The sequence below is a fragment of the Martinezella lusitana genome, assembly GCF_014207095.1.
GTDB classification, from domain to species: domain Bacteria; phylum Pseudomonadota; class Alphaproteobacteria; order Rhizobiales; family Rhizobiaceae; genus Rhizobium; species Rhizobium lusitanum_B.
Genome location: NZ_JACHBG010000029.1, coordinates 1 through 20,605 on the forward strand (window position 1 = coordinate 1; position 20,605 = coordinate 20,605).

Here is a 20,605-nt window from a genome sequence, read left to right on the forward strand (position 1 = left end):
ATCTGTCTGTCCTCTTGGGGCTTGGCCTTTTGGGCTTGGAATGCATCGGCAACGATGCCAGGCCCAATCTCGGCCCCTCGTCACCCTCTCAGCAATACCAATACAGCCTTGTATTCAATTTGTCGACAAGGAATATATAAAGAATCGAACTTCTACCGTTAGACAACCAACCGACATCGGGGAGCACCTTTCGTTTGGTGAAATTGGCCCGTATGCCCCTTAGATTGCTACAGGCGCTCGAGCGACCGGTGCGTCAGGACACCAGGCTCGTGGTCGCAAATGCCAGCACGACATAGCGACTGATCTTGGCGATGGCGACGAGCAAGAGAAACGTCGGCAGTGGTTCTCGTAGAGTGCCTGCGACGACCGTGATCGGATCTCCAACAATGGGAAGCCAGCTCGCCAGCAGCGACCATCGCCCATAGCGGCGATACCAGCCCTGCGCTCGCTCCATGGCACTGTCGCCGACCGGAAACCAGCAGCGATTGCGGAAGCGCTCAATCCATCGCCCCAGGGCCCAATTGATCAATGAACCAAGCACGTTGCCGAAGCTCGCGACGGCAACGATCATGAAGGTGGAATAGGTCTCCGTCAGCAGCATACCGACAAGCACGGCTTCGGATTGCATTGGCAGGATCGTTGCGGCCGCAAGTGCCGCCAGGAACAGTCCGAAATAGGCTGCGAGATCGATCATGGCTCAGAAATACCCGGCGGCCTCCCTGTGGCCGCGGATGCTTGGCCTGAGCGTCTTTAAGTGCATGTCGCATACGGCTTCCATCATGATGTCTCTATCTTTCAGCTGAGAGCAAGTGTCAACGAACGCCAGCGCACAAGCGAAGATCAGAAAGCAGCCGGCTTTCGGCTGTCAAGCAACGGAGATATCTGCTTGTCCATAGCAACTCCCAGGAGTATTCCCGGCGAACGGCACCCTATGCTGCGACACGAAGCGAACCGCCAATGAACCCGATCCCCGAAGATGCTTGGCTGCCTTGGCGACCCTCCGACCTCGCAGACCGATTAAAGCACGCGTCCGGCGTTTGGTATGTCGTCGGCGGATGGGCGCTTGACCTTTGGCACGGCAGCCAGACGCGCGAGCACGAGGATTTGGAGTTTGCGGTCCTGCCCGAGAACGTCCAGGAGTTTCGCAAGATATTGCAAGACCTGGATTTCTTCACTGTTCATTCCGGCGTAATCGAGCATCTCCCTCAGACGGAAGCGCCGCCGACGCATGTGTCGCAATTGTGGGGCCTCGATGCCCGAAGCGCCTGCTGGCGTGTCGACATGATGCTGGAAAAAGGAACGCCTTCTACCTGGCATTACAAACGCGACCCGACGCTTCAGGTGCTGCGCTCAGAGATCATCCGGACCAACGATGCCGGAATACCCTATTTGGCTCCGGCTGCTGTTTTGCTGTTCAAGGCCAGACACCTTCGGGAAAAAGACGAGGTGGACTTCGAGCGCGCCCTGGTCAAACTTACTTTCGCCGAGAGGGACACACTTCGACGCTGGCTCGATGTCGCCCACCCCAACCATCCGTGGCTCACGGCGCTTTGATCGGACGGGCAGCGCGGCGCGCCTTGAACTCAAGCATTTCCGGGACTGTTTGCAGCGGTTTTCGCTTCTGAATGAAAAAAGCCCGCGCCGGCAGGGCGCGAGCTTGGAGGAACTATCCCGTTTGAGCCTGCTCTGCTCAGCGGCGCGAGCCGAAGGGGCGGAGCGTCATATGGCGATTGACGTCCTTGTAGAGCAGGTAACGGAACGGTCCCGGGCCACCGGCATAGCACGCCTGCGGGCAGAAGGCGCGCAGCCACATGAAGTCGCCGGCTTCGACCTCGACCCAATCCTGGTTCAGCCGATAGACAGCCTTGCCCTGCAGTACGTAGAGGCCATGTTCCATCACATGGGTCTCGGCAAAGGGAATGACGGCGCCGGGCTGAAGGGTGACGATGGTTACATGCATGTCATGGCGCAGATCCGACGGATCGACGAAACGCGTCGTAGCCCAACGTCCCTCCGTGTCAGGCATGACCGACGGGGTAATGTCCTTCTCGTTGAGAATCAGCGGCTCCGGATGAGCCAATCCTTCGACAGCTTCATAGGCCTTGCGGATCCAATGGAACCGCGCATGCGCGCCCGAACGGTTGTGGAGCGACCACTTCAGGCCCGGCGGCAGGAAGGCATAACCGCCCGGCTGAAGCACATGCTTGCCGCTCGGCAACGTCAACTCGACCTCGCCGTCGACGACGAAGAGCACGCCTTCGGCTTCCGGATCCAACTCCGGCCGATCGCTGCCGCCGCCAGGCGCCACTTCCATGACATATTGGGAAAAGGTCTCGGCAAAGCCGGAGAGCGGCCGGGCAATCACCCAGCAGCGCGTATCGTTCCAGAAGGGCAGGAAGCTGGTGACGATATCCTGCATGACACCTTTGGGAATGACCGCATAGGCCTCGGTGAAAACGGCTCGTCCCGTCAGCAGGTCGCTTTGCGGCGGATGGCCACCAAGAGAGGAATAATAGATTCTTTGCATCGTCTCGCCCTTCGTTCTCAGTATTTCCCGGGAGGCGCCAGCATTTACCTCCATCGCACTATTGGATGGCCGTAAAGCCTTAATACCGCGTCACTTCGCTCCCGCTTTTTCCAACAATGCCTCGATCTTGTCGTAACTGCGGCCACGAGCATGCTGCAACGGTGTCACACCTTCATGATCAGCGATATTGACATTTGCTCCGGCATTGATCAGCAACTCAACGATTCGCACATGGCGCGGGCCGCCGTCGCTGAGAATGATCGCCTCCAACAGCGCCGTCCAGCCCAGCCGATTGACGTGATCGAGATTGACCCCGGCCTTGATCAGCGTATCGACCGTCTCGACATGGCCGCGCTCTGATGCAGGAATGAGCGCCGTACCGCCATAGCGGTTTACGCTTTTAAGATCGGCGCCATGGGCGAGCGTCAGCTTGAGAATTTCCAGGTGACCCCTGGCGCCCGAATAGAGATAGGGGCTGTCCTGAATATCGTCCTTGGCATTGACGTCGGCGCCGGCCTCGATCAGTGCGCGGGCAGCATTTACCTTGTCGCCATGCGTGGCGACGAGCAAGGCAGTGGCGCCGCTTTCGTCCCGTGTATCGATACTAGCACCGCTCGCGAGAAGCCGATGGATCGCTGCGACATCGTCCGCCGCAGCCGCATTGTGCAATCGAGTATCCATGGAATTACCATTAGCAAGGAGAGGAAGGTGGAGACCCGCAACGAGGAGCCATATCGCGATCAAAGCCATCGACATGTGCCGCTGCATCCGCCTGCCAGGCACAAGACTGGCAAAGAGCGACGGCGGTGCAAAACGAATATCCCGGACTCGGTTCATTCGGAATGAAAACTCCTCGTTGTCGATCGGCTAAGCGCAGTTGCGACGTGGCATCTCCTTGACGCGAGGATAATCATAGGCGTTAACCTTCGACGTCGTATAGCCTGCGCCGACGAGCGCTTCGGCAAGCTTGATGGCAGCTGTCACGCCGTCGATGACCGGCACGCCAGTAGTGGCCTGCAGCCGATCGCAGAGGGATGACATGCCGGCGCAGCCGAGAATGATGGCTTCGGCGCGATCTTCGCGCTTGGCTCTTTCGATCTCGGCGACCAGCAGCCGCTCCGCTTCGACCGGGTCTTCCTCCAGACCAAGAACCGGCAGGTCGATGGCGCGAACATTGCGGCAGTGGCGTTCCGCGCCATAGTCGCTCACCAGATCCTCGATGATCGGGATGGAGCGCGGCAGCGTGGTGATGATCGAGAAGCGACGGCTGATGGTCATGGCCACCTGTACCGCCGCCTGGCAGATGCCGATGACGGGCCCGCGCGCCACTTCACGGGCGGCATGAAGGCCGGGATCGTCGAAGCAGGCAACGACATAGGCATCGACCCCGAGCATCTCGCCCTTGAGGATCTCCGCGAGCATTCCCGGCACGGCAGCGGCCTCGTCCGCGCCGCCCTCGATGCTGACGGGCGTGTCGAGCGGGTTCACCGCCGATACTTTGGTGTCCTGCTGCTTGACCCGCAAGGCGCTGTCCAGCGCCTGGGACGTCATGGAAGCCGTGGAATTGGGATTGATGAGACGAATATGCATGAGAAGGACCTTTCATCCATCCTTAGTCGCGCGACGGCTTGATGAAATCGGTGATTGGCGGAGCCTTAAGGACGAACTGGCGATCCGAAACGATGTAGTTGTCGGCATGCAGGCGGGCAATCGGCTGATAATGTTCCGGGTCCACATAGTGACCCTCGGCATCGAGGCAGTTGCGCCGCACATGCATGTGGACGACTTCGCCCAGCACCAGCGTACGGCGCGGATAATCGATGAGGCGCTCGACGCGGCATTCGAAGACGCATGGTGCTTCCTGGACGAAGGACGCATCGATCTTGCGGCAGGCATTCGGCGTGAGGCCGGCCATGGCGAGCTCATCGAATTCGCTGTCGAAACCCAGGCCGCAGACCAACATCTGCTGCGAAATCCCCATGTCGACCATGTTGACCACGAATTCCTGAGTCCGCCTGATGTTGGCAAGCGTATCCTTCTCCTCGCCATTCAGGCGCGGCTGTATGCCCAGCACCACGATCGGCGGATCATGCGAGAACACATTGAAGAAGCTCATCGGCGCCGCATTGTTGTGACCGGCCGGAGAACGCGTCGTGACCAGCGCGATCGGACGGGGTCCGATGAAGTTCGTCAGAAGCCGATAACGGCTCTGAGGCTCAAGCTCGGCAAAGTCGAATTCCATTGCGCCATCCTGCGGGTTCATTATGATTGACAATGTCATTCCATATTGTCGACAATTTTGCAATCAAAAACCGATTGTTGTGATTGACTTTTCCCTTCGCTTCACGCTTCTCTAACCGCAACGAGGAGTGAGATTCATGAGCGACCAAACAGGGGTCTCTGTTCAGCAGATTGTCGAGAAAGTCTGGCTGTCGATCGCCGAGCGACGGCTGAGACCCGGTGTCCAGCTCAAGGAAGAGCAGATGGCCACCATCTTCAACGTCAGCCGCGCGCGCATTCGCCAGGCCCTGGCGCTGCTGCAGCGCGACGGTCTCGTCGCCATCATCCCCAATCGCGGCGCCTTCGTGTGCAAGCCTTCCGTTGAGGAGGCCCGCGACGTCTTCTTCGTTCGTCGCACCGTCGAGCGCTGCGTAGTCGAGCGACTTTGCAAAGGGGTCTCCAAGGCCGACATCAAGCGCCTGCGCGACCATGTCGCCAAGGAGCGTATCGCCAACACCCAGGACATCACCACCGACATCATCAAGCTTTCCGGTGGCTTTCACCTGTTGCTGGCGGAGACGGTCGGCTCGGATTTCCTGTTTGCCACCATGCGCGACCTGATTGCCCGCTCCTCGCTGATCACGGCCGTCTACCGCAATACCAACCGTTTCAATTGCGGTCCCGACGAACATGCCGAAATCGTCGAGGCCATTGTCGGCAACGATGCGGACAGGGCCACCCATCTGATGGCCCATCACCTCGAACATGTCGAATCGGAGCTCGACCTGACCGAAATCCGCGACCTCTCCCACGACCTGCGTGCCGCCCTGGCCTGAGGCGGCCGAGGCATCCGCCTCGATCACGCGTCTGTCACGAGATGGCACGCCACCCTCGTTCCATTCGAGAGCCTGCGAATCTCAGGCACCTCCGCCGAACACCTCACGGTGGCCAGCGGGCACCTCGGATGGAAGGTGCAGCCCGATGGTGGCTTCAGGGGGCTAGGTACCTCGCCGCCCACCAGTTCCTGATCGCGTTTGGGGGCGTCGATGCTGGGGATGGTTTGCAGCAGAAGCTGGGTGTAGGGGTGGCGCGGGTGAGCAAAGAGTTCTTCCGTATCCCCCTCTTCGACGATCCGTCCCAGATACATGACGGCGATACGGTCCGACATGTGCCGCACGACGCTCATATCATGGCTGATGAAGAGATAGGTCAGGCCCAATTCATCCTGCAGCCGGCGCATGAGGTTCAGGACCTGCGCCTGCACCGAGACGTCGAGCGCGGATGTCGGTTCGTCGCAAACCAGAAACTCCGGCTCGCTGGCAAGCGCGCGCGCAATGGAAATGCGCTGGCGCTGCCCGCCGGAAAACTCATGCGGGAACTTCTCGCCGTCCGAAACGGAAAGACCGACGGTCAGCAGCAACTCCTCGACCCGCTCGGTAATCTCGGCCGCCGTATTGCGCAGCTTCAGCTCGCGCAGCGGTTCGGCGATGATGTTCTTCACCCGCCAGCGTGGATTGAGCGAGGCATAAGGATCCTGAAAGATCATCTGGGCCGACAGCGGCGCGCCGCTGCGCCCCGGCGCAAAGCGGATTTCGCCGCCCGTCGGCGCGTAAAGCCCGGTCACAAGCCTTGCCACCGTCGATTTGCCGCAACCGCTTTCGCCAACGATGCTGAGGCAACCGCCGGCAGGCACGGTAAAGCTGATATCGTTGACCGCCTGAAGAAACTGGCGCGGCTTGCGTTCCACGACGCGGTTGAGCCAGGGGGCAGACACATCGAACGTCTTGACCAGTCCATCGACGGTCAGTGCCACGACCTTTTGAGCTGATGTCGTCATGCGGTGCCTCCCGCGTTGAGCCAGCAGGCGTTTGCGCCATCGCCGGCGGGGATCAGTTCTGGCCGCTCGCGCCGACAGCGCGGACCAGCGGATTTGCAGCGTGGATTGAAGGCGCATCCTTGCGGAAGAGCATCCAGCCGGGGCATCGAGCCATCGATCTGATTAAGCTTTGCCACGCGCGCGCCGAGCGATGGGATCGAGGCCATCAGGCCTTGCGTGTAGGGATGGCGCGGCGCGTGAAGCACCTGTTCCACCGGACCAATCTCGATCAGCCGACCGGCGTACAATACCGCCACACGGTCCGCCGCCTCGGCGATGACGCCCATATCGTGCGTCACCAGCATCACGGCCGCCTGCTTCTCCTTGCACAGCCGGCGAAGCAGCGAGATGATCTGCGCCTGGATCGACACGTCGAGCGCCGTCGTCGGCTCGTCGGCGATGATCAGTTTCGGCGAGGCGGCAAGCGCAAGCGCAATCACCACACGCTGGCGCATACCGCCGGAGAACTGGTGCGGATAGTGATTGACCCGCTCTTCCGGCGAGGGAATGCCGACATCCCGCAATAGCTGGACGGCGCGTGCCTTTGCCTCGGCTTTGCCGAGCGACAGATGCTGCCGGATCGTTTCCGAAAGCTGCGCACCGACGGTGAACAACGGGTTCAGCGATGTCAGGGGATCCTGGAAGATCGCACCGATTTCGCGGCCGCGCACGCGCTCCATCGCCCGGTCATCGAGCGTGTCGATCCGCTGTTTGCCGAGCCAGATTTCGCCGCCGGCGATACGCCCCGGGCGCTCGAGAAGCCCCTGAATGGCAAGCCCGGTCATGGATTTGCCCGCGCCGGACTCCCCAACGACGCCGAGGATTTCGCCGGCCCGGATGGACAGGCTTATGTCCGACAGCGCCGTGACCGTACCCCGCCGGTTCGGAAACTCGACCTTGAGATTACGGACGTCGATGACCGGTTGTTGCGCCTCAACCATTGCTCTCCACCTCGATCGGATAGCTTGGCGGGAAGATCTCCGACACAGGCGGATGGTTCCAGCTGCGCTCGGGATATTTGGCGATCAGCCCGTCATATTGCGCTTGCGCCTGGACGCGCGCCTTTTCCATGTCGAAGCCGGCCAATTGCCGATCCAGCATCGAGACGCGACCATCAACGAAGACAGCGCGCGTCACCTTGCCGGAACCGCCAACGACCAGTGTCGTGATCGGGTCGACCGATGGCGCCATGATCGCGTCGTCCAGGCTGAAAACGGCGATGTCCGCACGGGCTCCGGCCGACAGGTGGCCGAGATCCGAGCGACCCAGTGCCTTGGCCCCGCCGAGCGTTGCTGCGTCGAACAGATCAGCGGAGCGCACCCGGTCCGGCGCATGATCGCTGATACGGCAGGTGATGAGGCCTGTAAGCAGGTTCATCAGCATGTCCGGCGGCGTCGTATCGGTGCCCATGGCGATGTTGATGCCGCGCTTGCGGCAGCTGGAGAAGGAATTGAGGATCGAGCCGCTGCGGGCCGAAACCAACGGACAATGCACGATGGAAACGCCATTCTCGGCATAGAGCCCAAGATCTTCTTCCGTGGCATTCGTCGCATGCGGCGCAATCATCCGGTCGCTCAGCAGCTTATGCTTGGCCAGCCAGACAGGAGCGGTCGAACCGTGCAGCATGCGCACGGTGTCGACTTCCATCGCACCCTGCGCCATATGCAGGCGGAACTTGCAGCCGAGATCGCGCGCGGCAGCATCTGTGCGCTGCAGAAGGGCAAGCGTAGACGTCTCCACCCGATCCGGTGCCAGGAGGCCACGAACGAGATCGCCGTGGCGGCCATTCTGCCGCTCAATATAGGCGACGGCGTCCTTCAGGCCCTGAAAGCCGCGCTCTTCGTCGAAGACAGGAACCATCTTGCCCGGCGCTTCCAGAACCATGCCGCCCGAACGATAGGCGGGGCTCAGATAGACACGCAGGCCAAGATCGCCGGCGGCATCGGCAGCAGCATCGAACTCGGCAACGGTCTCGCCCCATTCACGATAGAACAGCGAGGCGATCGGAGCCGCAGTGGTGATGCCGTTCAGCAGGAGCTGACCGAAGGCAAAACGCTTCTGGAACGCCAGCTCTTCCTGAGAATACATCTCGTAGGGACCGGCTTCCACATAGCTGCGCGGCCAGACGCGTCCCTTGGCCCAGCCGGGATGGCAGTCGATGCCAAGGATGGTGGTGTCCAAATCGGAGAGGGCATCGAGGTCGATCAAGCCGGGGCTGATCACGGCATTGCCGAAATCGATGCGACGCGCGACTTCGCCCGGGAAGTTGTGGCCGACGAAGAGAATGGCGCCGTTTTCGAACACGACCTGGCCGTTACGGAGCAGCGTATGGCTGCCTTCCTTATGGCCGACGACCCAGCTGGCGGTGATCAGCGTGCGCCCTTCCGGGCGCTGACCGAGCGAGAGACTTTCCATTGCATGTGCCATCAGGGCATCTCCACCAATGCTTGACCACCACGCGCGGTCACGCGGCCACCCTTGACCACGAGCGGACGTGGCGCGATATCGACGACGGCATGAGCCAGCGTTTCACCGGCCAGCAAGGTGAAATCGGCATCGCAGCCAACCTTCAGACCGTAATTCTCGATCTGCATGACGTCAGCACCACCCTGCGACACGACGTAGAGGACGTGCTCCAGGTCACGGTCAGAGCGCAGTCCGTTCTTCATGCCGATTACCTGGGCACGATCGAGCATGTCCGGATGGCCCCAAGGCCCCCAGGTGTCGCGGATGCCGTCACAGCCGCCGCCGACGCGCACGCCGGCTTCCTTAAGGCGCATGATCGACGGCACGGCCGCCGAAGGTGCGCCGGTGGTGAGGATTGCAATATCCAGCTTTGCGATTTCCTCGATCAGCTTGCCGACGCGCAGATAGTCGTTCATGCCGAGTGCGAAGGCATGGCTGATCGCCACCTTGCCCTGCATGCCGTTGGCGCGGATACGCTCGAACATCATCTCCATCGTGAAGGCGCCGAGCTCGCCGGCTTCGTGCAGGTGGATGTCGATCGGAACGCCGTGCTTGGTGGCAAGGTCAAACAGGATGTCGAGCTGGCCCTTGGGATCGCGGTCGATGCCGCAAGGATCGATGCCGCCCAGGACTTCGCAACCCTGGCGCAGAGCCTCCTCGAGCAGTTCGACAGTCCCGGGCATGACCATCACGCCTGACTGCGGGAAGGCGACGATTTCGATATCGATGATGCCCTTGAGCTTCTCGCGGGTTTCCCAAACGCCTTCGACGAGGCGCAAGCCGTGGGTGGGATCGATGTCGACGTGGCTGCGGATATGCGTGCCGCCATGCGCCGCAAGACCGATAGCATGGCGCATGGACTGGCGATGCGGATCGATGCCGATTTCCAAACGGTGCTCGCGCTCGAAATCGATCCGCTCGCGCAGGATAGCCGCGCGGTTGTTGACATGCCACGGCATGCCCCAGGTGGTCTTGTCGAGATGGGTATGGGCATCGATCAAGCCGGGTGCGGCGATCGCATTGCCGCCATCCTCGACCGGCATGCCCGGCTCGGCTTCGAACTTTCCAAAGCCTGCAATCTTTCCGTCGCGGATGAGGATATCGCAGGTCTCTCCAGCCATTGGCCTGACATTACGGAGCAGAAGATCGTTCATGAACTTACCTCAGTTTGGGATTAAGGGCATCGCGCAGCCAATCGCCGAGCAAATTGACGGCCACGACAAGCAGGCAAAGCTGGATGACGGGGAAGAGCACGATCCACCAGGAACCGGCGAACAGGAACTGGTTACCGATGCGGATGAGCGTGCCGAGCGAAGGCTGGCTCGGCGGCATGCCGATACCAAGGAAGGACAGCGTGGCTTCGGTGAGAATTGCCATGCCGAAATTGAGCGTCGCCGCAACCATGATCGGCGTCAGCGTATTCGGCAGAATGTGCTTTGCCATGATGCGTCGAGCGGGCACACCGATCAGTCTTGCCGCCTGTACATAATCCTTGCCGGCCTCAACGATCGCCTGTGCACGCACCGTGCGGGCATATTGCACCCAGCTCGACAGCGCGATGGCGAAGACAAGCACGGCAGACGCGCCGATCTCCCGCAGGCTTTCCGGCAGCATCTGCCGCACGACCGTGGACACCAGGATCGCAACGAGGATGGTGGGAATGGACAGCATGACGTCGCCAATGCGCATCAGCAGATTGTCGATGAAACCGCCGAAGAAACCGGCGACCAGACCGGCCATCAGTCCGATCAGCAGCGACAGCACGACAGAGGCGACGCCGATGACGATGGAAATGCGCGTACCGTAAAGGACGGCAGACAGCATGTCACGCCCCTGCGTATCGGTGCCGAAGAGATAGGGCATCTCGCCGCCATCGTGCCAGATCGGCGGCAGTTCCGCCTTCCACATATCCAGCTGCGCGCCGTCATAGGGATTTTGTGGCGCGATCAGCGGCGCCAGCAACGCCGTCAGGATCAATATGGCGAGAATTGTCGCGCCAAAGATCGCCGTCTTGCTATGGGTGAAGGACCACCAGAGGTCGCCGCTGCGAAGGCGCTTGAACAGCGAGGGACGCGCGGACTTTTCCGGCTTCGACGTTTCGGACAGTTCCATGGTCATCGAACAGGCTCCTGGTTTCGATCAGCGTGCGGTGCGCAGGCGGGGATCGATCACCGCATAGGCGATGTCCACCAACGTGTTGAGAACGACAAAGATGAAGGAGATGATGCAAAGATAGGCGGCCATGACAGGAATATCGAGGAAAGTGACTGCCTGAATGAACAGCATGCCCATGCCCGGCCACTGGAACACCGTCTCGGTGATCAGTGCGAAGGCGATCAGTGCCCCGACGTTCATCGCCGTCATGGTGACGACTGGCATCAGACAGTTGCGTAGCGCATGACGGAAATAGATGCGCCAGCGCGGAATGCCGCGGGCGCGGGCAAACTTGATATAGTCGGAGCGCAGCACCTCGAGCATTTCGGCGCGTACCAGACGCATGACCAGCGTGATCTGATAGAGTGAAAGTGCAATCGACGGCAGAATGAGCGCTGCGCGGCCGGACGATGTCAGGAACCCGGTCGACCACCAGCCGATCTGCACCACATCGCCGCGCCCGAAAGCCGGCAACCAGCCCAAGCTGACCGAAAAGCCGAGGATGAGCAGGATGCCGACGACGAAGCTCGGCAGTGAGACACCGACAATAGAGAGAAACTGCAGCCCCTCCGTATACCATTTGCCGCGCTTGATCGCGGTCAGCACGCCGAGCGGAATGCCGAACACCAGCGAGATCAGCGTCGCGACGAAGACGAGCTCCAGGGTCGCAGGAAAACGCTCGCCGATCAGCGGCAGCACCTTCTGGCCATTGCGGTAGGAGACGCCGAAATCGCCCTCCGCCGCATTGACGACGAACCGGACATACTGCGTCGGCAGGCTGTCATTGAGACCCAACCGTTCGCGCAGTGCGGCGCGATCCGCCTGAGATGTCTGCTCGCCGACCATGAGTTCGACAGGATCGCCCGCAAGCCGGAAGATCAGGAATGCCAGCAAGGCAACTGCAAGCATAACCAGGATCGCATTCCCGAGACGCTTGATGATGAAAACCAGCATGAGGACCTCTAGGCTTCGCTTCGGTCTCCGCCAGGCCTGCTTGAGTGCCTGGCGAAATTCAAACTTGGCAGCAGAGGGGAAATCGGCGGTGATGGGCTGGTTCGAATGCCTGGCCGTACATTGCCTCAAACCGTCGGTCTCGACGGTCGTCGCAGCACGAGCATCGCTCGCTGCGAACCTCCTCCTTCACTCCCTTTGGCAGCCATTAACGCAGATAATCCGAAGTTGTCAACGTGATTGTAGACAATATTGGACATTAATGTCGGACAGAAGATCATAAATGGAAAGAGCGCCTTGCGATCCCGCAAGGCGCCCTCTCATGTTGCGGTACTAACGCGGCTCAACCGTTAGTCAGCCATTTGCGTCAGCCACATGCGCGGCTTGTTGTCGGCACGGAAGTCGATGCTCTTGACCTTGTTCAGCACCGCCCAGGCGATCGGCTGCTGATGGAGCGGGATGAGCATAACCTGATCCTTGGCGATCTTCAGTGCCTGGGCCTCGATGGCCAGCCGCTTTTCTGCGTCCGGTTCCTGAGCCGCCTGTTGCACCAGCTTGTCGAGATCGGGATTCGACCAGCCGCCGTAGTTGGATACACCCATGGCGCCCTTGCGCGTGGACAGAACCTGCGACAGCAGCGAGTAGGCATCGAGCGTGGGCTCATTGGCCCAGCTCAGATTGAAGATATCGGCCTTGCCGTTGCTGCGCTTCGGTGTCTGCACCGCGCGCGGGCCGATATCGATGCTCGGCTGGAAACCGCTGCGCTTCAGCATATTGGCGATGCCCGAGCAGACATCTTCCTCGTTGATGCTTTCGTCGTTCATGCAGGTGTAGGTGAAGGCGAGATTCTTCTGGCCGGCGTCTTCCAGAAGCTTCTGCGCGGCCTTGGGATCGGCAGGCTTGTAGGTGTCGAGATCCTTGACGTAGCCAGAGATTTCCGGGGCGATCAGCGAGCCCGATGGACGAGCCAGGCCGCGCATTACCTTCTTATTGATCAGATCGCGGTCGATGGAGGCTTCGAAAGCCTGGCGTACGCGAAGATCGTTGAATGGATTGGGGCGGCCGTCTTCCAGCTTTTCCTTGCGATTGAAGGCAACGAAGACGGTGCGCAGTTCGGTGCGCTTCTTCACGGCGATATTGGGTGTGGACTCAAGACGCGGCAAATCCTGGATCGGTGCGGAATCGATGAAGTCGATCTCGCCCGACAGAAGGGCCGCGACGCGCGTGGCGGCCGACGCGATTGGCACGAACTCGATACGATCGAGATTGTGTTTCTTATGATCCCACCAGCCGGTATTAGCGACCAGCACCGTTTTAGCATCGGGCACACGGCTGTCGAGCTTGAACGGCCCGGTGCCGTTGGTGTGCATGGTCGTGTAGCCTTCGACCTTCGATGCGAAATCCGTCGGCTTCTCGCTGTTGTTGTCCTTCAGCCACTTGGCGTTGAACATGAAAATATTGGTGATGTCGTTGAGAAACAACGAGGTAGGTGCGGAAACTTCGATATCGACAGTGTAGTCGTCGACCTTCTGGATGCCGGCATAGAGCGGAATGTTGCCGCGCAGCGGCGAAGCCGGATCCGAGGCGCGCTTGAACGAAGCGACCACATCGTCGGCTGTAAAATCGGCGCCATCATGGAATTTCACGCCTTTGCGCAGGCTGAAGCGCCAATGCTTGTTGTCGACAAGTTTCCATTCTGTGGCGAGCGCGGGCTCGATCTTGAAGTTCGCGTCATAGCGAACCAGACCCTCGTAGATGTGGTTGAGGAAGGCAAGGTTCGACGTGGACGGAACGGAATCCGGATCCAGCGAATAAATGTCCGCCCGGCTACCCCAGCGCAATGTTGCGGCATCGACCGGCGCGGCCAGTGCGGCCGTTGCCAATGCGGCGATGATGATCTTCTTCAAACCAAGCATTGTTTCTCCCCTCGGTTATTTGCAGGCGGACCAGTCCGAAGGCTCGCCTCAATTGGCCGAGAGTATTGATGCGCTCCCCACTATTGTCAATTAAATTGTTGACAATTATCGTACGCAAAAATCGGCTCGATCGGCGCCAAGCTGCGCGACTGAAACATGGGAGGAAAATATGGAAGATCTGCTTCTACTGCACGGAACGATCGTAACGGTCGACACGGAGCGCCGGATTATCGAGGATGGCGCGCTGGCAATTTCGGGAGGCCGGATCGTCGAGATCGGCACTGCTGCCGAACTGGCGCCACGTCATGCCGACAAGAAGGTGATCGATTGCCGTGGCAAGATGATCATCCCGGGCCTCATCGACGCACACGGTCACGCAGGCCATACATTGATCCGCAGCATCGCAGCCGATACCAACGCCCTGTGGATGCGCGTGGTCACGCCGACCTATTATCACTACGTCACCCGCGACTTCTGGTACGCAGACGGCCTCGTCTCAGGTCTGGAACGGTTGCGCGCCGGCGTGACGACGGCTGCGAGCATCATCACCTCCATGCCCCGCGCCGACGACCCGATCTTCGCCATCAACCATGCACGCGCCTATACCGAGCTTGGATTGAGGGAGATCATCTGCGTCGGCCCCTCCGGCCTTCCCTGGCCGCATCCGGTCACTCGCTGGGAAAGCGGCAAGCCCGAACGGCGAAACATCACCTTCGAAGAGATGATCGAGGGCTCGGAAGCGGTGATCGAGGCAGTGAACGGCAGCGGCGACGGACGTATCAGCGTTTTCCTAACGCCCTTTACCATCGTGCCGTCCGTGGAGCCATCCAACGCATCGACGCCGGACCAGGCCGTCAACCTGACCGGGGGTGACCGCATGCAGGCGCGCCGGGTCCGCGAAACGGCACGCAAATGGGGCGTGCGCATCCATTCCGACGCCTTCGCCGGCCAGATCCGCATGGCGTTTCAGGACAAGGAGAACGCGCTTCTCGGACCGGATATCCATCTGCAGCATTGCTGGGGTATCTCGCATGAGGAGATGGATATTCTGGCCGAGACGGGTACGCATGTTACCCACGCGCCGCCGGGTCGATCGACACCGGTGCTGGAAATGATGGCAAGAGGCATATCGCTGGCCATCACGACAGACGGCGTTTCTCCGAGCCGCCATTTCGACATGCTGCAAACCGCCCGGCTATTTCAATCCACGCAGCATATCCTGCATAATCACGACCGGTATCTCTTGCCGCCGGGTAAGGTCTTCGAGATGATTACCATCGATGCCGCAAGGGTACTCGGCATGGAGCATGAGATCGGCTCATTGGAAGTGGGCAAGAAGGCTGACATCGCCATTATCGACATGCGCAAGCCGCATCTGATGCCGAACTGGATGCCGATTCATCGCCTGATCCACCAGGTGCTCGGCAGCGACGTCGACACGGTGATCGTTGACGGCAAGATCCTGATGGAAGGCGGCAAAGTGCTAACCACTGACGTGGATGCCGCGCTCGATTTCGGCCAGCGGGAAGCGCTTGCCCTTGCCGATCGCGCCGGCCTGCACGCACACATGCACGATCCCGGCTGGGGCAAGCTGCAGCGCACATTTACCGAACCGGTGCAGCTGCCGCAGGCTCCGGATTGCTAGGGAGTTCCAGCAAGAGGGGGGCGACGGCACCCTCGGAATTGCTTTGACAGATCGATCGCTGGGTCTTCCGGACCTCAGCGATCGCCCGCCTTCTACGCCGAGGCCGAGCCTGGCGAAGACAGCCAACGCTCGATTACCTCCACCAACAATTCCGGACATTCTCTATGCGGATTGTGCCCGATGCCGGGAAGAACGCGGCACTCTCCATGCGTCCCCGCTATCCGACGAGGATGCTCGAGGGAGCCGAACTCGTCATGCTCGCCATGGATCGTCAGCTGCGGACAACGAAGCGCCAGAAGTCCAGCATCGAGGCTCCAGTCGGCAAAGGCAGGAGCCAGCCATGTGTCGATCCAGGCGTGAAGAACCCATTCGGCCTTGTCGCCATGATACCTGGTCAATCGGCTCATGCTCTCGGGCGTTTCGAATTCCTTCTCCGCAACTTTGATCCCCGCCAAGGTCCGGTCTTCCACGAAGGCTTGCGCAGCTATGGTGATGACGGCCTTGCATTGCCGTGGCAAACTTGCCCCAGCCCAAACGGCCATGCCGCCGCCGACACTATGTCCGCAGACGATGAACTCGTTGATCGACAGGCTCTCGCAAACGAGCGGAACATATTGTTCCGCTTCCACCGCAACGAAATCCTTGCTCAGTATGTCGGTGCGGCGATCCGAATGACCGAAACCCAAACGATCGTAGGCGATGACTTGCCGATTGAGGGCCTTCGCCAGCAATCGCGGAAACTGCCGCCAAAGTGCGACGCATCCGAGCGAGTCGTGAAACAGGATCAGCGGCATCGGCGAACCCGGTTCGCGCGGCGTCCAGGATTTGGCAAAAAGCCGCCCTCCCGGGCTTTCGATCCAATGCTCCTTTTCACTGATCTCAGGCACGTCAGCCCTCCCGAACGATATATCGATTTCAGTCTATATCGAGCATGGCCCGCAAGAGCCACCGTCATCAGCCGAAAGCTTGACCGGCTGGGTCTTCGAGAAAGGCCCCGCTCATCGGCGAGGCCTGATTTCAAAGCGAAGGCCTTCACTCCGCCGCTTGGGTGACGGGTGCCTCATCGGACGGCAAACGCTCACCCCCAAGGATAGTTTGCCCAAGCGCCACGATGAGAACGGTGATGAGGCTGGCTGCGACCGAGACCCAAAAACCATTGGTCGGACCGAAACTGTCGACCACCAGACCGGAGACGAAAGCACCAAGCGCCATGCCGATACCGATGCCAGTCATCACCCAGGTCACGCCTTCGGTGAGCATCGATTCCGGCACACGGCGCTCGATCAGGCCAAAGGCGGTGATGAAGGTCGGCGAGATCGCGACGCCGCTCAGGAAAACTGCAGAGGCAAGCAGAGCGACCGACGAACCAGCGACAAGAAGCGGTAGGGCAGTCAATGCAAGCACAGTGACGGCGATCAACAGCTGACGCTGGAGCGGCATGCTGAGATTCAATGCGCCGATCGCCAGACCGACGAGGAAGGAGCCGATGGCGTAGACGCCGATCACGATGCTCGCCGCTTCGGGCTGGCCCAGTTCCTTGGTTATGGCGACAGCGCTGACTTCCGCAGTCGCGAAGGTCGCACCCACGAAAATCAGGGCTGCCGTGATGATCTGGACCGGGCGAAGCCAGATTGCCGAACGCTGGCGACCTTCGGAGCCCGATACACGCACCTTGGGCTCGGTCGACCGCTGCAGCAGAAACGCGATCGTCCCAAGCGCAAGGGACGCGGTACTAACGACCATTCCTGCTTCCGGAAACAGCGAAACGGCAAGGCCGACCGAAAGAGACGCACCTGCAATATAGACAAGCTCATCGGCTGCGGATTCGAAAGCGAAGGCCGTGTTCAGCTCCGGCCGGCCGCGAAAGATCTCCGTCCAGCGGGCGCGCACCATCGCCGGCATGCTGGGCATGACAGCCGAGAGGAAGGCCGCAACGAATAGTGTCCAGGCCGGCCAGCCCTGCCTTGCAGCAATGATGAGAATGGCAAAGGCGATCACGGAGACGAGCGTGGCGGGCGCAACGACGGCGCGTTGGCCGAGCCGATCGACAAGCCTGGAAATCTGCGGTGAAACGAGCGCATTGGTGAGCGCAAAGGTCGCCGAGACGGCCCCGGCAAGCCAATACTCCCCGCGCGTCTGCGAAAGCATGGCGATGATGCCGATGGGAGCCATCGCAAATGGAAGGCGGGCGAAGAAGCCGGCGGCCGCAAAACCCTTGGCGCCCGGAACCTGGAAAATCTCTTTATACGGATTGGACATCGTAATGCTCCTTGACTGAACGAAGGCGCCTAATACATACGTGGCGTATGAGAGTGAGATAATTGCATACGCCACGTATGTCAACTATCATACGCCACGTATGCGAATTAATTGGGAAGCATGAACGGAGACAGGATGCGCAAGCCCCGCAGCGAGATGATTGCCGAGACGCGGGCCAAATTGCTGGCCGCCGGCCGCGAGGCATTTGGAAGCGTTGGTTACGCGGAAGCATCCATGGACGATTTCACGGCTGCCGCCGGACTGACGCGCGGCGCGCTCTACCATCACTTCGGCGACAAGAAAGGATTGCTGCAGGCTGTTATCAACGAAATCGATGCCGAAATGGCAGGAAGGCTTTGCGGCATTTCAGCCCAAGCGTCATCGCGCTGGCAAGGCTTTGTGGACGAGAACGTCGGTTACGTAGAGATGGCACTGGAGCCCGAGATCCAGCGCATCATGTTTCGGGATGGGCCCGCGGTGCTAGGCGACCCCTCTGGATGGCCAAGCGCGAACGGCTGTATCACCACCATTACCCAAAGTCTTCGCAGCCTTCGCGAGGAAGGAACTATCGTCGATATCGACCCGGAAGCCGGAGCTCGCCTCATCAATGCGGCAAGCAGCAGCGCAGCGCAGTGGATCGCCAACTCGGACGATCCGGAGGCTACCTCGAAACGGGCAGTCGCAGCTTTCCGTACTTTTCTCGATGGACTGTTGATCAAAAGGGACTGAACGGTATCCACCCCTATGCACGGCGATAGCAGTGCTGTTCATTTGATCTGGCGATAGAAATCGGATGGCGGCTTTCCGAAGTGCCGGCGAAACATCGCCGTAAAGGCGCTCTGGCTGGCATAACCGCAATCGAAGGCTATATCGATCACGCGCCTGCCGCTCGCGAGCCGCTGCAAGGCAAATAACAGCCTCGCTTGCTCGCGCCATCTCCCGAAGCTCATACCCGTTTCCTTGCTGAACAGCCGATGGACGGTTTTAGCGGTCACGCCGAGCCGTTCGGCCCACTGCTCGACCGTCGAGCTATCCGAAGGGTCTTCGTTGACCGCCTCGCAAATCAGTTTGATGCGGGCATCTGCCGGCATGGGAAGATGGACGGGCAATATGTCGGAAACCCGCACTTCATCGGCAACCAGCCGCATAAGACGATCGTCCCGGCTGCCCTCCTCATAATCGCGCGGCACGTGAACGGCAGCGACAACGAGCTCGCGCAGCAGCGACGAAACCTCGATGACGCAGCTTCGTTCAGGCAGATGTCGGATCGCGGTCGCATCGATGAAGACGGTGCGGATCTTGACCTCGCCCCACATCTTCACCTCATGCTCTATGCCTGCGGCCAGCCACAATGCCCGGCTCGGCGGTACAACCCATGACCCTTCCGCCGACTGCACGATCATCACGCCCTCTATCGCATAGAGAAGCTGGCCGCGCGGATGCGAATGCCATCCCGTCGAAGACCCGTCAGGATAATTGATATCCATCGCCGCCATTGCGCGATGCGTATCGTGAAAGTCGAGATGCTTTCGGGTCGGATCGTCCTGCATGTCCCAATCCCTACAATTGTGTTCAGTATAGAGCGATACGGACCAAACTGGAAACGGTAACCGTGGGCCTCAATGAAAGTTCACGGTTATCGATCATGAAAAACAAACTCGCATTTCTCTATCCTCTCTTCGCCATCATCCTCTGGTCCGGAAATGTGATCGTTTCCAGAATGTCCGCACACACGATCGGACCCGAGGCGATCACTTTCTATCGTCTGCTGTTTGCCGTTCTTCTGATGAGCACCTTCGTCGCCGTTCCCGCGTGGCGAAATCGCGCCATCATCTGGCCCCACATCGGAAAATTCGCCATTCTCGGTTTCCTGGCGATGTGCCTGTTCCAAAGCCTGTCCTATCTGGCCGCCGAAACCACCACGGCAACCAACATGGCGATCTTCACGGCGTTGGCGCCGTTGCTGACTGTCGCGCTGAGTGCCATTGTGCTGAAGGATACTCCGACCGTCGGTATGGTCGGCGGCGGCATCCTCTCGCTTGTCGGGCTCATCTATCTGGTCAGCGGCGGCAACCCGTCCAGCATCGTGGAAAACGGTATTCATCTTGGCGATCCGCTTATGCTCACAGCGGCAATGGTCTATGCGCTGTACGGCGTTTTGCTGAAACGCTGGAATCTTCCTGTCGCAGGTTGGCAGTCGACCTATATGCAGGCGATCTGCGCCCTGACGATGATGTTCCCTGCATTCCTGGCGACCCCTGCGCCGATGCGGTCATTGAATGCCGAAACACTGCCGCTCATCGCCTATGCCGGCGGCATGGCATCAGTCGTCCTGCCGTTTCTGTGGATTCGAGGCGTCCAGATCCTCGGGCCAAGCCGCTGCGCCGCCGTCATCAACCTTCTGCCGGTCTTTACGGCGCTCGCCGCCATAACGATGCTCGGTGAGCCCGTGCACAGCTACCATATCATAGGCGGCGGGCTTGCCTTGATCGGTGTCGCCAGCGCCGAAATCTTCCGTCGGCCGCTACGTGGTGCAGCTCCGATCGTTCCCGACGTCGTCGATTGACGCAACGACTGTGGTCGACAACGGT

Annotated in this window: 20 protein-coding genes; 5 read left to right on the forward strand and 15 right to left on the reverse strand. The window is 60.2% G+C overall.

Annotated elements, in window-relative coordinates; genetic code table 11:
* Positions 1–253: 253 nt before the first annotated feature.
* Positions 254–694 carry a YqaA family protein gene (locus GGD46_RS30310; RefSeq protein WP_184710790.1) on the reverse strand — a complete coding sequence of 147 codons (441 nt, stop codon included), beginning with the start codon at positions 692–694 and terminating at the stop codon, positions 254–256.
* Positions 695–957: 263 nt separating this feature from the next.
* Between GGD46_RS30310 and GGD46_RS30315 the strand changes: the two genes are divergently transcribed.
* On the forward strand, positions 958–1,554 hold the full coding sequence (locus GGD46_RS30315; protein ID WP_184710792.1) for a nucleotidyltransferase domain-containing protein: 597 nt from the start codon (positions 958–960) through the stop codon (positions 1,552–1,554).
* 136 nt (positions 1,555–1,690) lie between these two features.
* On the opposite strand, the gene GGD46_RS30320 is transcribed toward GGD46_RS30315, so the two are convergent.
* From GGD46_RS30320 to GGD46_RS30335, 4 genes are all read right to left on the reverse strand, one after another.
* Positions 1,691–2,527, reverse strand: coding sequence for a bifunctional allantoicase/(S)-ureidoglycine aminohydrolase (locus tag GGD46_RS30320; RefSeq protein WP_184710796.1), 837 nt, complete (start codon positions 2,525–2,527; stop codon positions 1,691–1,693).
* Positions 2,528–2,617: 90 nt separating this feature from the next.
* On the reverse strand, positions 2,618–3,208 hold the full coding sequence (locus tag GGD46_RS30325; RefSeq protein WP_184710798.1) for an ankyrin repeat domain-containing protein: 591 nt from the start codon (positions 3,206–3,208) through the stop codon (positions 2,618–2,620).
* 186 nt (positions 3,209–3,394) lie between these two features.
* Entirely contained in the window at positions 3,395–4,117 is a 723-nt protein-coding gene (locus GGD46_RS30330; RefSeq protein ID WP_184710800.1) for an aspartate/glutamate racemase family protein, read from the reverse strand.
* A gap of 22 nt (positions 4,118–4,139) precedes the next feature.
* Positions 4,140–4,769 carry a flavin reductase family protein gene (locus GGD46_RS30335; RefSeq protein ID WP_184710803.1) on the reverse strand — a complete coding sequence of 210 codons (630 nt, stop codon included), beginning with the start codon at positions 4,767–4,769 and terminating at the stop codon, positions 4,140–4,142.
* 136 nt (positions 4,770–4,905) lie between these two features.
* Here GGD46_RS30335 and GGD46_RS30340 point away from each other — a divergent pair, with 136 nt between their 5' ends.
* Positions 4,906–5,583, forward strand: a complete 678-nt coding sequence (locus GGD46_RS30340; RefSeq protein WP_184710805.1) for a GntR family transcriptional regulator — start codon at positions 4,906–4,908, stop codon at positions 5,581–5,583.
* 23 nt (positions 5,584–5,606) lie between these two features.
* On the opposite strand, the gene GGD46_RS30345 is transcribed toward GGD46_RS30340, so the two are convergent.
* The 7 genes from GGD46_RS30345 to GGD46_RS30375 form a co-directional block, all read right to left on the reverse strand.
* On the reverse strand, positions 5,607–6,584 hold the full coding sequence (locus GGD46_RS30345; protein WP_184710808.1) for an ABC transporter ATP-binding protein: 978 nt from the start codon (positions 6,582–6,584) through the stop codon (positions 5,607–5,609).
* Positions 6,581–7,564: an ABC transporter ATP-binding protein gene (locus GGD46_RS30350; protein ID WP_184710811.1), complete on the reverse strand. Its 984-nt coding sequence runs from the start codon at positions 7,562–7,564 to the stop codon at positions 6,581–6,583. Before GGD46_RS30350 ends, GGD46_RS30345 begins: the two co-directional genes overlap by 4 nt.
* Positions 7,557–9,050: an amidohydrolase family protein gene (locus tag GGD46_RS30355; protein ID WP_184710813.1), complete on the reverse strand. Its 1,494-nt coding sequence runs from the start codon at positions 9,048–9,050 to the stop codon at positions 7,557–7,559. The genes GGD46_RS30350 and GGD46_RS30355 overlap by 8 nt, the downstream gene beginning before the upstream one ends.
* Positions 9,050–10,243: an amidohydrolase family protein gene (locus GGD46_RS30360; protein WP_184710816.1), complete on the reverse strand. Its 1,194-nt coding sequence runs from the start codon at positions 10,241–10,243 to the stop codon at positions 9,050–9,052. The genes GGD46_RS30355 and GGD46_RS30360 overlap by 1 nt, the downstream gene beginning before the upstream one ends.
* A gap of 4 nt (positions 10,244–10,247) precedes the next feature.
* Positions 10,248–11,201: an ABC transporter permease gene (locus tag GGD46_RS30365; protein ID WP_409527724.1), complete on the reverse strand. Its 954-nt coding sequence runs from the start codon at positions 11,199–11,201 to the stop codon at positions 10,248–10,250.
* Between the two features lie 27 nt (positions 11,202–11,228).
* Positions 11,229–12,197, reverse strand: coding sequence for an ABC transporter permease (locus GGD46_RS30370; protein ID WP_184710821.1), 969 nt, complete (start codon positions 12,195–12,197; stop codon positions 11,229–11,231).
* A gap of 347 nt (positions 12,198–12,544) precedes the next feature.
* On the reverse strand, positions 12,545–14,110 hold the full coding sequence (locus GGD46_RS30375) for an ABC transporter substrate-binding protein (protein ID WP_184710823.1): 1,566 nt from the start codon (positions 14,108–14,110) through the stop codon (positions 12,545–12,547).
* 169 nt (positions 14,111–14,279) lie between these two features.
* On the opposite strand from GGD46_RS30375, the gene GGD46_RS30380 reads away from it, so the two are divergent.
* Positions 14,280–15,755 (forward strand): amidohydrolase family protein, encoded by a 1,476-nt coding sequence (locus tag GGD46_RS30380; RefSeq protein WP_184710826.1) that lies wholly within the window; start codon positions 14,280–14,282, stop codon positions 15,753–15,755.
* 92 nt (positions 15,756–15,847) lie between these two features.
* Here the strand turns inward: GGD46_RS30380 and GGD46_RS30385 are convergent, their stop codons facing one another.
* Both GGD46_RS30385 and GGD46_RS30390 read right to left on the reverse strand, forming a co-directional pair.
* A complete protein-coding gene (locus tag GGD46_RS30385; protein ID WP_184710828.1) occupies positions 15,848–16,642 on the reverse strand; it encodes an alpha/beta fold hydrolase in 795 nt (264 codons plus the stop codon).
* A 145-nt stretch (positions 16,643–16,787) separates the two neighbouring features.
* On the reverse strand, positions 16,788–18,014 hold the full coding sequence (locus tag GGD46_RS30390) for an MFS transporter (RefSeq protein WP_184710830.1): 1,227 nt from the start codon (positions 18,012–18,014) through the stop codon (positions 16,788–16,790).
* 135 nt (positions 18,015–18,149) lie between these two features.
* Here GGD46_RS30390 and GGD46_RS30395 point away from each other — a divergent pair, with 135 nt between their 5' ends.
* Positions 18,150–18,743, forward strand: a complete 594-nt coding sequence (locus GGD46_RS30395) for a TetR/AcrR family transcriptional regulator (protein ID WP_184710832.1) — start codon at positions 18,150–18,152, stop codon at positions 18,741–18,743.
* Positions 18,744–18,781: 38 nt separating this feature from the next.
* Here GGD46_RS30395 and GGD46_RS30400 read toward each other — a convergent pair whose 3' ends face one another.
* On the reverse strand, positions 18,782–19,564 hold the full coding sequence (locus GGD46_RS30400; RefSeq protein WP_184710834.1) for a helix-turn-helix domain-containing protein: 783 nt from the start codon (positions 19,562–19,564) through the stop codon (positions 18,782–18,784).
* A gap of 95 nt (positions 19,565–19,659) precedes the next feature.
* Between GGD46_RS30400 and GGD46_RS30405 the strand changes: the two genes are divergently transcribed.
* Positions 19,660–20,580, forward strand: a complete 921-nt coding sequence (locus tag GGD46_RS30405) for a DMT family transporter (RefSeq protein ID WP_184710837.1) — start codon at positions 19,660–19,662, stop codon at positions 20,578–20,580.
* Positions 20,581–20,605 lie beyond the last annotated feature (25 nt).